At 59.6% G+C, this 12,467-nt stretch carries 12 protein-coding genes and 1 tRNA gene; 9 read left to right on the top strand and 4 right to left on the bottom strand.

Features of this window, described 5'->3' with window-relative positions; genetic code table 11:
• Positions 1-95 precede the first annotated feature (95 nt).
• Entirely contained in the window at positions 96-917 is an 822-nt protein-coding gene (locus AC3WJP_RS22760) for an SDR family oxidoreductase (RefSeq protein WP_493724163.1), read from the top strand.
• Here AC3WJP_RS22760 and AC3WJP_RS22755 read toward each other — a convergent pair.
• On the bottom strand, positions 886-1,575 hold the full coding sequence (locus tag AC3WJP_RS22755; RefSeq protein ID WP_493724162.1) for a crotonase/enoyl-CoA hydratase family protein: 690 nt from the start codon (positions 1,573-1,575) through the stop codon (positions 886-888). The two genes, AC3WJP_RS22760 and AC3WJP_RS22755, sit on opposite strands and share 32 nt — an antisense overlap.
• Before the next feature lie 245 nt (positions 1,576-1,820).
• Here AC3WJP_RS22755 and AC3WJP_RS22750 point away from each other — a divergent pair.
• The 5 genes from AC3WJP_RS22750 (at position 1,821) to AC3WJP_RS22730 (ending at position 7,486) form a co-directional block, all read left to right on the top strand.
• Positions 1,821-1,910, top strand: a tRNA-Ser gene (locus AC3WJP_RS22750).
• Positions 1,911-2,357: 447 nt separating this feature from the next.
• Positions 2,358-3,107, top strand: a complete 750-nt coding sequence (locus AC3WJP_RS22745; protein ID WP_493724161.1) for a molecular chaperone — start codon at positions 2,358-2,360, stop codon at positions 3,105-3,107.
• A gap of 56 nt (positions 3,108-3,163) precedes the next feature.
• Entirely contained in the window at positions 3,164-3,649 is a 486-nt protein-coding gene (locus AC3WJP_RS22740; protein WP_493724160.1) for a CS1 type fimbrial major subunit, read from the top strand.
• Positions 3,650-3,901: 252 nt separating this feature from the next.
• A complete protein-coding gene (locus AC3WJP_RS22735) occupies positions 3,902-6,244 on the top strand; it encodes a TcfC E-set like domain-containing protein (protein WP_493724159.1) in 2,343 nt (780 codons plus the stop codon).
• 3 nt (positions 6,245-6,247) lie between these two features.
• Entirely contained in the window at positions 6,248-7,486 is a 1,239-nt protein-coding gene (locus tag AC3WJP_RS22730; protein ID WP_493724158.1) for a hypothetical protein, read from the top strand.
• 72 nt (positions 7,487-7,558) lie between these two features.
• Here the strand turns inward: AC3WJP_RS22730 and AC3WJP_RS22725 are convergent, their stop codons facing one another.
• Entirely contained in the window at positions 7,559-8,299 is a 741-nt protein-coding gene (locus tag AC3WJP_RS22725) for a 3-oxoacyl-ACP reductase family protein (RefSeq protein ID WP_493724157.1), read from the bottom strand.
• Positions 8,300-8,458: 159 nt separating this feature from the next.
• On the opposite strand from AC3WJP_RS22725, the gene AC3WJP_RS22720 reads away from it, so the two are divergent.
• On the top strand, positions 8,459-9,382 hold the full coding sequence (locus AC3WJP_RS22720) for a LysR family transcriptional regulator (protein WP_493724156.1): 924 nt from the start codon (positions 8,459-8,461) through the stop codon (positions 9,380-9,382).
• A gap of 5 nt (positions 9,383-9,387) precedes the next feature.
• Here the strand turns inward: AC3WJP_RS22720 and AC3WJP_RS22715 are convergent, their stop codons facing one another.
• Positions 9,388-9,870 (bottom strand): GreA/GreB family elongation factor, encoded by a 483-nt coding sequence (locus tag AC3WJP_RS22715; RefSeq protein WP_493724155.1) that lies wholly within the window; start codon positions 9,868-9,870, stop codon positions 9,388-9,390.
• 1 nt (position 9,871) lies between these two features.
• Positions 9,872-10,306, bottom strand: coding sequence for a hypothetical protein (locus AC3WJP_RS22710; protein WP_493724154.1), 435 nt, complete (start codon positions 10,304-10,306; stop codon positions 9,872-9,874).
• A 265-nt stretch (positions 10,307-10,571) separates the two neighbouring features.
• Between AC3WJP_RS22710 and earP the strand changes: the two genes are divergently transcribed.
• Complete coding sequence (gene earP / locus AC3WJP_RS22705; protein WP_493724153.1) at positions 10,572-11,705, top strand: elongation factor P maturation arginine rhamnosyltransferase EarP; 1,134 nt, start codon at positions 10,572-10,574, stop codon at positions 11,703-11,705.
• A gap of 47 nt (positions 11,706-11,752) precedes the next feature.
• A complete protein-coding gene (gene efp, locus AC3WJP_RS22700; RefSeq protein WP_320572180.1) occupies positions 11,753-12,322 on the top strand; it encodes an elongation factor P in 570 nt (189 codons plus the stop codon).
• Positions 12,323-12,467 lie beyond the last annotated feature (145 nt).

Below are 12,467 nucleotides of genomic sequence, written 5' to 3'. Positions count from 1 at the left end.
CGCGCTCGATATATTCAGGGCGTGGATTGTACCTGCGCGCCTGTACCGGGGAGGCTAGTCTCGACTCATCAGTCGATGACGGGGAGGTGATGGCGATGGCCATGCGCATGATGATCACCGGAGCTGGGTCCGGGCTGGGTCGCGAAATTGCCCTGCGCTGGGGGCGTGAGGGCTGGCAGCTGGCCCTGTGTGACCTGAACGAGCAGGGCTTGCAGCAAACCCTGACGCAGGTGCGGGCGGTGGGCGGCGACGGATTCGTTCAGCATTGCGATGTACGGGACTACAGCCAATTGGTGGCCCTGGCGCAACGCTGCGAGGCGCAATGGGGCGGCATCGATGTGCTGGTCAATAACGCTGGTGTGGCGTCGGGTGGGTTTTTTGCCGAGCTGTCGCTGGAAGACTGGGACTGGCAGCTGTCGATCAACCTCATGGGCGTGGTGAAGGGCTGCAAGGCCTTCCTGCCGCAACTGGAGCGCAGCCGCGGACGCATCATCAACGTTGCCTCCATGGCGGCCTTGATGCAGGGGCCGGGCATGAGCAATTACAACGTGGCCAAAGCCGGGGTGGTGGCGTTGTCGGAGAGCCTGCTGGTGGAGCTGCGTGACGCGCAGGTGGCCGTGCATGTGGTCTGCCCGTCGTTCTTCCAGACCGCGCTGCTGGATTCGTTCCGCGGGCCGACCCCGACGATGAAGGCACAGGTGGCCAGATTGCTGGAGAGTTCGCCGATATCAGCGGCGGATATTGCCGATTACATCTATGTCGAGGTGGCTCGCGAGACATTCATGATCCTGCCCCACGAGCAAGGCCGCGCCGCCTGGCAGCTCAAACAGCGCCAGCCTCAAGCGCTGTATGACGAGATGGCCGCCATGGCGACGCGCATGCGCGCTAAAAGCCCAGTTGCTGGTCCAGCCGAATAGCCTCTTGCAGGTTATCCAGCAGTTTCTTGCGGACCTTGAGCTTGGTGTTGCGGTGCGCGGTCATGTTGATTTTTTTCAATTGCTGCGCCGCCTTCAGGGCCTCTTCCATCAGCGCCTCGGGCTTGACCACTTTGTCGAAGAATCCGGCGTTCAGCGCCGCTGCCGGGTCGAACATTTCGGCGTTGATCACGGCCCGCTGGAAGGCCGAGCGGCGCAGGCGATCGCGGGCCAGTTCGATGCCGGCGTGGTGCATGGTCATGCCGATCATCACCTCGTTGAGGCCGATCTGGAACGGCCCCTCGACGCCGATGCGGTAGTCGCCGGACAGCAGCAGAAAGGCACCCTTGGCCACGGCGTGGCCGGGGCAGGCGATGATCACCGGATAGGGGTGGGCCAGCAGGCGCCGTGCCAGGGTCGAGCCCGAGGTCACCAGATCGATGGCCTGCTGCGGGCCGCTGGTCATCACCTTGAGGTCGTAGCCGCCCGAAAGAATGCCCGGCTGGCCGGTGACGATCACCACGGCCTTGTCCTGCTCGGCCTGGTCGAGTGCCTGGTTGAAGGCACTGATGACCTCTGGCGACAGCGCGTTGACCTTGCCGTTATGCAGGCTCAAGGTGGCAATGCCGTCTTCGAGACGGTAGTCGATCAGCTCGCTCATGACGCGATTCCTTGTTATGAAGTGCAGCAGACGTTACCCACGCAACGGCCCAAGGTAAAGCGCCGTGACTGACTGGGCGGTCACGCGGGTTGACCCATGTGGAAACGCCCCGCCTGAGCCTGCAACACCCGACAGCACGGCAATCCGTATTAACCGCATGAAAATTCTGCAAAAAACCTTTGCCATCTGCGGGGCTTTCGAATACATTAGCGCGCCTCGACAGACCTAACGGTGTGCCGAGATACGGTGAAGTGTCCGAGTGGCTGAAGGAGCACGCCTGGAAAGTGTGTATACAAGAAATTGTATCAAGGGTTCGAATCCCTTCTTCACCGCCATATTCGATACGCCCGAAACCCCCGCAAGCCCAGGCTTGCGGGGGTTTTTGGTTTCTGGGCCCCGGCGATTCGTAAGCGCGTAGAGCCTTGAGGATAAACGCCGCAGATCTCGATCCGCCGTTGCGCACGTCTGTGATCGCAACCCCCTGAGCCGAACCCGACCAAAATGCCGCGTTTTTCCGCCGACTCTTGAATTTAAGACTTGTCTTATTTTCGAGGGCCGCGAAGGTCTATAGGATGAGCCCCCACCGACAGCTCAGTCACAACAACAATACGCGCGACCTATGCCATCAACGCTCGATAGTGCCGTCGATTTTCAAGATGTTCTCCGCGTAATAGCAAGTAGCAATTGTAGAGATGGGCTTGCAGTGCCCGCCATCGGCCAATGGTTATTGTGTTGTCTGAGTGTGGATTGACCTTGGCCGTAGATCTGTCAGCGAGAAATGAATGAAAGTGTTAATGTTTTCTTTGGCATGTTGCATGGGTCTTACACTATCTCATGCGCAAGCGGCGACACCTAAAATCAATGTAGGGTCGATGTTTGATTATATTGACTCCGATAAAGGGACTTTCTTGAAGCGTGTTCGCAACGGTGGTGACGCAACAGCGTTCGTGCGCGTGGAAATCAGTGAAATCGTCTACGGCGAGGACGGCAAGCCTAGCGAACAGGCGGTCGAAAACTCACGCCTGGGGACTGACAAGGATGGTCTTGTGGCCAGCCCGGCACGGATGATCATTCCAGCGAACAGTCAGCAGTCGACGCGGTTGGTCTATTCGGGTGACAGAAGTCGCGAACGCTATTATCGAGTTCGATATGTACCCGCCGTTCCTGAGAAGTCCGATGACTTCGCGCTGTCAGCGCAAGAGCGCAGTGAATATGCAAGAGAACTGTCCGCCGGCGTGAGCGTGATGGCAGGCTTTGGCACCATTATCATCGTGCATCCAACCCATGCACACTATGCCACTCGACATGAAGACGATACGGCCGGATATACCGTGCGCAATGACGGTAACAGCACTGTTGTACTTGATGACTTCAAAGTGTGTGACGCCAAAGGCGCCAATTGCCTAGCCTCCCGAAAGATTCATCTGCTTCCCAAACGCAGCGAAACCTTCAGCAAAACCGAGCAGCAGACCTACCAGTTCAAACTTATCGAAGGGAATCACGAAAAACCGATTCGCTTGGCTGCCGAATAAAAGTACTACTACTTTGTTCCGTACAGGGACGTTTAACCAGCGAGAGAGATGTAAACATGAAAACCCCTATGATGCTTGGCGCCGCCTTGATCTTTTCTGCCAGTGCCGCTTTTGCCGCGCCAATTAGCGTTGATGTGGACGTGACCGCTTATATTCCGTCATCGACCACGCTCGATGTCTATGACGTGGGTGGCTGGGCCGGTGCCCCATTGGCAATGAATTACGACCGCGTCGCTAAAACCCTCGGAACGGTAGGTGGCCCGCTGCAGATAATCGGCGGCGTCGGCGATGTCGAGGCTTACTTGAGCTTTGCTCCGCAATTGGTCAGTGGCGCTGACAGCATTCCCTTGCTCGTCAGTGTCGGCGGCATCGGCCTGGCAGTCGGTTCGGCCGCGGCGGTAAAAGTGGCCACTGCTACGGAAGCTGCAGCCGGCAAGCGTATGCAGCTGGTGGTGGCCGCCGCACCGGCAACGGGTACCGGTTATGCCACGGGTACTTACTCCGGCCCCGTGCACATGCTGTTCGACTCCGTCGCGCCTTGATCAATAAAAAGCTGGCCGGATAGAGTAACAAAGCTCCTGAAGCGGGGCTTAATTCATCCCCCGTCTTTGGGAGCTGCTGTGTTTTTTAATCCGAACGCCCTGAGTATGGCACTCCTGTTCTGCTGCGCGTCTGCTCAGGCAGCGACAGTAACGCCTGAGCCTGCGCAGGCGAGAAACAAAGCTTCATTGAGTTTGCTGGAGCAGACAGAAGGCCTTCCTAAAGATTTTCTCGAGCATTTCTTCGATCTGCCGTTGACCGTTCGAATTGAGTTGGACGGCAAGTTTCTGGGTGATGGTCGAGTGGTGCTGTCGCGCAATAACACCCTCCAATTACTGGAATTCAGCGAATTTCACGACAGCAAGTTAAGTGTCGCCGACCGTCAGCGCTGGAGTGATTATCTCAACCAGCCACGGTTGCTCGGTGAGTGCGTCAGCGGCTGTGACAACGGCCTGCGGGCGATCCATTACAGCCTGGACAATTCGCTGCTGTCACTGGTGACCGATGCTGCCGAGTCGGACCCTGCTGAAATTCGCTATCACCGGTTGCCGGAGGGTGGCAGTCATGGCCTGATGCTGCGCAACCAGCTCAACGTGTTCGGTGGCAGCGGTACCGAGGGCAGCGGGCGTTATGTGGTGGACGCCCAGGGCAGTCTGGGCAACTGGACCACGGTTGGCAGTTATCAGATCGACCGCAGCCGCGCCGACGATGCCCAGACCCGGCAGTCGATCCAGAGCCTCTACGGCCAGCGCGAGCATGACAAGCACTTCTTCAAGGCCGGTTTTTTCCTGCCCAATTTCCAAGGGGTAGCGCGCCAGCCAAGTACGCCTGGGGCGGTACCCAACACCATTGCCGGCCTCATGTTCGGCTCGTCCGACAGCCTGGCCGTCAACGGTTCCAGCCCGAGTATTTACCCGGTCTACGTAACGGCCAATCGCCAGGGTACGGTTGAAATCTATCGTGACGGCAGTCTCATCTATACCCAGCCGGTGGAGCCTGGTTTGCAGCTCATCGACACCCGTCGCCTGCCCGGGGGGATTTACGAAGTGGAGGTGCGCTTGGTCGAAGACGGCAAGGTGACCTCGACCGAGACTGAACTGATCAATAAGCCGGTGCACTGGAGCAACTCGCAGGAGCGCTGGCGCTACAGTTCGTTCATCGGGCAGCAGCGCAATCTGCTCAACAGCTATAGCGCTGACGAAACCAATGATCTGGCCGTCGGCGGGGTGGTGAATTATCTCGCTCACCCTCGCGCGGTGCTGGGCGCCATGGCGCAGCAAATCGGTAAAGAGCGAGCGGTGGGCAGCTCGCTCAACTGGCACGCCAGTGATACTTCCAATCTGTATACCAACGTATTTCATTCCAGCGAGCATGGTGTGGGGCTTGATGTGCAGGCGATCCGCAACTATGCCTCTGGCAGCGTGATGTTCAACCACAGCCTGAACTGGCAGAACGCCGACAAGTATTCAAAGCTTCGGGCCGGCACCCAACAGAACTCGGCGATTGCACTCAATCATCGTCTGGATGACGTCAACAGCCTGACCGCCCGTGCTTCGCACAGTAACGGCGTCACCAATGGCGTGGGGCTGGACCTGTCTTTCAGTCGACGTGCCAAGGTGATGGGCAGCGATGCCAACTGGCGGACCTCGGTGTTCGATCGGCCGGCCACCGCCAGCAGTGGCAACCAGCGCAATCGCGGGATCGATGTCACGTTGAGCATGGCCCTGGGGGGAGCGGGTCGGCGCTATAGCGTCGGTGCCGGCTCGCGCGCGGCCAGTAAAGGTGGGCGTGATCAGTATGTGAATGCTGGGGTTTACCAGGAGCTGCAAGGCGGCCTGCTGACCAGTGTCAATGGCGCGGTCTCCAGCGACCGCTATGGCGTTGGCTTGAATGGCGGCGCTGCCTTTGACGGTGATGTGATGAGGGGCGACCTGTTTGCCCAGCGTTCGTCCCTCGAAGGTGGCCTCGCGGGCGGGGTCAACCTGGAAAGTACGGTGGCCATCGGTGGCGGCAAAATGGTCACTGCCGGCAATGGCGTCAACAGCGGCGCTCACACCGGCATGATCGTCGATGTCGAATCCGACATGCCGGAGGTTGAACTGATAGCTCAGGGCACCAACGGCAGCAGCACGACGCTCAAGCCTGGCCGCAACTTCGTGCCCGTAACAGCCTACAAGCCGGGCACCTTGCAACTGGACTTCGCCGGGCGCGATGCGCCTGCGGCGTCCATCCACCCTGCAACCACCAGCTACCACCTGAACAAGGGCGGCGTTGCCTACCGTCAGGTCACGGTGATGCAGACCCTGACCGTCATGGGGCAGGTCCTCGATGCCGCCGGCAAGCCGTTGCGCGGCGCCCATGTGCGTAACCATGCCGGGCGCAGTGTCGCTGAAGCGGATGGCTTCTTTACCCTCGAGATGAGTGCCCGTCAGCCGGTACTGGAAGTGGCTCATCCCAGTATCAGAGGCTGCACATTCCATCTTGACGACAAGCGTTACCCGCGTGAGGGCGATGTGGTCATGGTCGGCAAGTTGAAGTGTGACGATCTGGACGCGCGTGACCCGTTACTCAGTGCAAGTGTCGAGCAGCAAGGATAATTCATGAAATCCAAGAGTCTGGCTAAATATAATCGTAGTTGCTTGCTGCTACTGGTATTACTTCTGATAGTGCAGTTTCTGTGGCAGACGCCGGCGCGGGCTTATAGTGTCAGGGTCAGTGCAGAGTTTACGCCCAATCGAAACAACCCGAACAATCGCACCTTTACCAATACGACGCCTGTGAGTGGGGTCTGCAGCAACGCGCATTATGAATGGTGTAAAGCCAATAATGTATTCAGCATCGCGACAGGCATAGGCTACGAGAGTACCAAACTGGGCAACGGTGTGACGGATCATGGCCGGGGGTCGATTTTTTTTGAGCTGCCTGCTCAAAGGACGATTACCGTAACCTCGGATACCGGGGAGACGGCAGAATTGATTCTTCGTATCACGGGCGTGGCGTTCAGATATGGGCAGCGCAATAATGGAGTATTGCCCAGCGATACCCGAGATTTAAGGGGATGTAGGGAGGTATTCGGTAATGCCAATGGTACAACGAGTATCATGCGAATTATCACGCGTAACGATAACGGCGCCGGTGGACGTAGCAGTTGCGCCTATGGGATGCTGGCTGACGCCGAGTTTGGCATTCATGCGTTCGATATGATCTATGAGCTCGATACGCCTGAGCCGTTGAATATGAAGAATGGGATCTATCGTGGCAGTACTTATTATACCCAGGGTGGGCGAGGCAGCGATTTCGATCTGGGTGATGGTGTCGTGCACGTCGTTGACCCCAATATTAACGTCAATTTTGTATTGACGGTAAATCACCTGTTTTCCCTGGATTTTCCGCCAGGCAGCGAGACGGTGAATCTCAAGCCCTTGGGTGGCTGGAATCAATGGACCGACTATAAAAAAGTGCCGACGACCTTGCGCAAGGACCTGCACTTCCAGGTCAGTGGTTCAACCAATTTTTCGGTGAACCTTAATTGCGAGCACTTGATGCCGGATGGCCGTTGCGGCATTTCCAATGGTGCTTCGACGGTACCACTGGATGTGGCCATCACCATGCCGGGGTTGCTGGGGCGTAACGACGGCAGTTTCATGGAGGCGCTGGATTACCCGCTGACGCAATCGTTCACCCATGTGCCGAGATTCTCCCCAAAGGAAGGCGCAGTGTTCCAGCGGCGCTCCTACCTGCGTTTTGAAGTCAACGGCGAGCCCATCAAGGAAATGGTCACCCACCCGGATACTCACTACAAAGGGCGGGTAACAGTGGTGTTCGACGCCGATCTATGAGCGCGCGGCAGCCGCTCATGCTCGCAAAGATTGCGCGCATGAGCTCTGGGCAACGAGCCATTCCAGCCCGCTTCAGGCCCCGAAGCCGCCGTCGATCGTCAAGCTCGCCCCGGTGATGTACCCCGCCTGCGGGCCGGCCAGGTAGGCGACGAAGTCCGCGATCTCTTCAGCCGTGCCGTAACGGTCCAGCGCCATCAAACCGAGCATCCCAGGGGCCATTTCGCCATCCGCCGGGTTCATGTCGGTGTCCACGGGGCCAGGCTGCACGTTGTTGACGGTGATGCCCCGTGGGCCGAGGTCGCGGGCCATGCCTTTGACCAGGCCGGTCAGGGCCGATTTGCTCATGGCGTAGGTAGCGCCGCCGGCGAAGGGCATGCGGTCGGCGTTGGTGCTGCTGATGTTGATGATCCGTCCGCCGTTGCCCATGTGCTGCAAGGCCGCCTGGCTGGCGACGAAGACGCTACGCACATTGATGGCCAAGGTCTTGTCGAAATCGGCCAGGGCGAGCTCTTCGACCAAGCCCAGAGCCAGCACGCCGGCGTTGTTGACCAGAATATCCAGGCCGCCGAAGGCTTCAGCGGCTGCTGCGACTGCCCGTTGTACGGCTTCAGCGTCGGCGCTGTCGGCTTGAATCGCCAGTGCTTTGCCGCCGCTGGCGATGATTTCGTTCTGCAGCGCCTCGGCTTTTGCCGCGGAGCTGACATAGGTAAAGGCCACGCTGGCGCCATCGGCTGCGAGCCGTTTGACGATCGCGGCGCCGATGCCGCGGGAACCGCCTTGGATCAATGCGACTTTGCCGGTAAGACTGGACATGATGTTTCTCCTCAAGTGAGCAGGGCGTGGTGCCCTGGTGTGGGTATGAGTATCTGCGCTGGATTACCTGTCGTGTAGACCATGATTGGCATAGGCTATGTAAACCAAAAGTTTATAATCAGCGGTTTTACCGTTACCGTCCGGGCTCGGAGTCTAGTCGTGGAAAACTTTGGCAGCATAGAAAGCTTCATTCGCAGCGCCGAAGCGGGCAGCTTCGCCGAGGCCGCGCGGCGGCTGAGCCTGACGCCGGCGGCCGTGGGCAAGAACGTCGCCGGCCTGGAAGCGCGCCTCGGCGTGCGGCTGTTTCTGCGCAGCACTCGTCGCCTGACCTTGACCGAAGCCGGGCAGCGCTTTCTGGCGGAGGTAAGCGGCAGTTTCGCCATTATCCAGAACGCCGTGGCTAACCTGGCCAGCGCTGAGGGCCAGCCAGTGGGCACGCTCAAGGTCAGCATGGGCCTGGTGTTCGGGCGCTTGTATGTCGTGCCGTTGCTGGGGGCGTTTTTGCAGAGATACCCGGCTATCGTCGCCGATTGGCATTTCGATAATCGCCAAGTGGACTTGATCGGCCAAGGCTTCGATGCGGCCATCGGCGGTGGCTTCGAATTGCCCCCAGGCGTAGTGGCGCGCAAGTTGGCGCCGGCCCACCGGATTCTGGTCGCCGCGCCTGGCTATCTGCAGCGTCTGGGGGCGTTGGCGCATCCCGATGACCTGCAGGCAGCCGACGGCATCCTTATCCGCTCGCCGCAGACCGGGCGAGTACGCAACTGGCCGCTGACCCACCGCACGCAGGAGCAAGCCCCATTGCGCTTCAAACCGCGTATGACCATGAGCGATTCCGAAGCGGCCTGCGCGGCGGCGGAGCAGGGCCTGGGCATCGCCCTGGTGAGCATGCCGTTCGCCTTGCCTTACTTCGAGCGTCAGACGCTGGTAAGAGTGTTGCCGGACTGGTACGTAGACGACGGCAACATTTCCTTGTACTACGCCGAGCACAAGCTGCTGTCCGGCAAGACCCGCGCCTTTGTGGACTTCGTCATCGAGCAGTTCAAGGCTCAGGGGCTGTATCAGCGTTTCAGCGCGGTGTGAGGCGCTCAGCGAATGCCGAGGATTTCCGATTGCTGAAAGCGGTTGTCGATGCGGATGCTCACCTCGTCACCCTCGAATTTGCCCAGCAGCGCCCTGCCGAGGGGGGCATGGGGGGTGATCACGGTGACTGCGGTGCCATTGAGGGTGAGTGTCAGCCCGGCCGCATCCGGGCCGAGGAACACTTGCTGGCGTTCGCCCCGGGCATTCTCCAGATCTATCAGCGCGCCGACCTGGATACCCGCGGCGGCATCGTAATCACGCAGCACCAAAGCCTGATACTTCAGCAGTGCCTGGCGAATTTCCTCGGTGCGGCGCGCCTGCCCGGTGGCCAGGTAAGAGGCTTCGAGGCCCAGGGTGTCGTACTTGTTCTCGGCAACGTTTTCTTCGTGTGTCGCCGTTTCGTATGCGGTCTGCGCGGCGCGCTGGGCGATGTCGAGGTTACGCGCCAGGGTCGCGGTGATCAGTTCGAGCAGTTGCGTTTTGGCCATGTCAGTTGCAAAACATCAATACGTTGGCGCGGCTCTTGTCGCTGGGCGCGGTTTGCGCCTGCTGCAACCAGAATTGGCACTTGGGGTTGGAGAAATTATCCGGGTTGCGCCGCGCTTCCTCGACCGCACCGGACATTTCCTGGCGGCTGAGGTTTTCCTGATACTGCTCGAACATGTGGTTCTGCGAGGCCAGGGCGGGATCGCTGGGCATCGCTGGCAGGGCCGGTGCCTGGGGCTGGCGAATGCTCGGCGGGGTGGTGAGGTTGCTGATCTCGGCCGGCGCGTCGATGGGCGTGTACAGGGTCTTGTAGATCAACCAGCCACTCAGGCCCAGGGCCATGAAGCCCAGCCAGATACCCAGGGCGATGATCAGCACCAGGCGCAGGGGGCGTCTGGCGCGCGCGGGCAGCTCGCGGCTATTGCTTGGAACAGGCATCACAGCCTCCTGGCTTGGGGTGAATTGCAGGCTGGAAAGCGGCTTGCAGGATACGTCTGTGGACCCGATGCGTTGCTCGCAGTTCTCTCGGTACATTCTGAAATAACTTCTCGGGCAAAACATTGTTGCACGGCTTGCCGCTGAATTATCTGCTTTGCTGCTGTTGTCGACGCGCGAAACTGCGGACAATCGGCGGTTTGGCCCACTGGGCCGCTTCAACGAGCCGATCTATCGCCTCAAGGGAACAGCATAATTGGTGTCTGACATGAAAGCCTCCTGGGATATTTTTTGCAGCGTCGTCGACAACTATGGCGATATCGGTGTGACCTGGCGCCTGGCTCGCCAGTTGGTGGCCGAGCACGATCTGCAGGTGCGTCTCTGGGTGGATGATCTGGCCTCCTTCGCGCCACTTTGCCCAGGTGCCGACCCTCAGGCGGGGCAGCAATGGCAAGCAGGCGTCGACGTTCGCCAATGGCCGCAAGTGTGGCAGAAGGTCGACTTGCCGGACGTCGTGATTGAAGCCTTTGCCTGCAAGTTACCGGCGGACTATGTCGATGCCATGGCCAGTTCCAGCCCGGTGCGGTTGTGGCTCAATCTGGATTACCTCAGCGCCGAGGACTGGGTGGGCGGGTGTCATGGCTTGCCGTCGCTAAAAACCGCCGGCTACCAGAAGTATTTCTTCTTCCCGGGGTTTCAGGCGGATACCGGCGGACTGCTGCGCGAGGCCGGATTGCTGGAGCGGCGCCGCCAGTGGCAGGAGGATCCGGCCGGGCGGCAGGCTTTCCTGGCCCGGTGGGGTGTGCAAGTGGCCGCCGGGGCGCGGCTGATGTCGCTGTTCGCCTACGAGCATCCACAGGTGCCAGCCTGGTTGCAGGCGCTGGCCGAGGGTTCGCAGCCGAGCCATCTGCTGGTGCCGCGTGGGCGGGTGCTGGGGGATGTCGAGCGGTGGCTGGGGGAGGGGCCGTTGCGCTTGGACGAGCCTCGCCAGCGCGGCAACTTGACCCTGCAGCTGATGCCGTTCGTCAGCCAGAATGATTACGATCACCTGCTGTGGTGCTGTGACTTCAATGCCGTGCGCGGCGAGGACTCCTTCGTTCGCGCGCAGTGGGCGGGGCGACCGCTGGTCTGGCACATCTACAAGCAGGAGGAGTATGCCCACTGGGAAAAGCTCGAAGCCTTCCTGGCCCTCTACACTCAAGGGCTTGGCGCTGCGGCCAAGGCCGCCACGGTGAATTTCTGGCGCGCCTGGAACATGGAGCAGGACATCGCCGACAGTTGGCGGGAGATGCTGGCGAACTGGGCCGAGCTGTCGGCCCATGCCCAGGCCTGGAGCGACGAAAAGGGCCGTCAGGCGGATCTAGCCACGGCTCTGGTGCAGTTTCATCGAAATTGGCTATGATATGCGGCCTGGAATTTTGTAATCCCCACCCTATTCGGAAGTTTGTAATGAAAACTGGTAAAGAGCTGAAACCTGGTACCGTGATCAAGATCGACAACGATCCATGGCTGGTACAGAAGGCCGAATTCACCAAATCCGGCCGTAACAGCGCCATCATGAAGACCAAGCTGAAGAACCTGCTGACCGGCTACAAGACCGAAACCGTCTACAGCGCCGATGACAAGCTGGAAGACGTGATCCTGGACCGCAAGGAAGCCACCCTGTCGTTCATCAGCGGTGACTCTTACACGTTCATGGACACCACCGACTACACCATGTACGAGCTGAACGCTGAAGATATCGAAGCCGTTCTGCCGTTCGTCGAAGAAGGCATGACCGACGTCTGCGAAGCCGTGTTCTTCGAAGACCGTCTGGTATCCGTAGAGCTGCCAACCACCATCGTTCGCCAGGTCGACTACACCGAAGGTTCCGCTCGCGGCGACACTTCGGGCAAGGTCATGAAGCCTGCCAAACTGAAAAACGGTACCGAGCTGAGCGTTGCCGACTTCATCGAAATCGGCGACATGATCGAGATCGATACCCGCGAAGGCGGTTCGTACAAAGGTCGCGCCAAGTAACGGCGCACCTGTTGGCTGACAGCGCCCCGGCGCATCAGCGAACGCAAGAAACCCGACGCGAGTCGGGTTTTTTTTATGGTGCGCCAGGCATGGCGCGTTGCGCGTAAGCGCAACCAGCTTGGCTGTGGTGGCCACGCTGGTGACT

Source organism: Pseudomonas sp. GW821-FHT01A09 (assembly GCF_058986725.1).
Note: the sequence above shows the minus strand (reverse complement) of the source record. Positions and strands in the feature narration are given on the sequence as shown.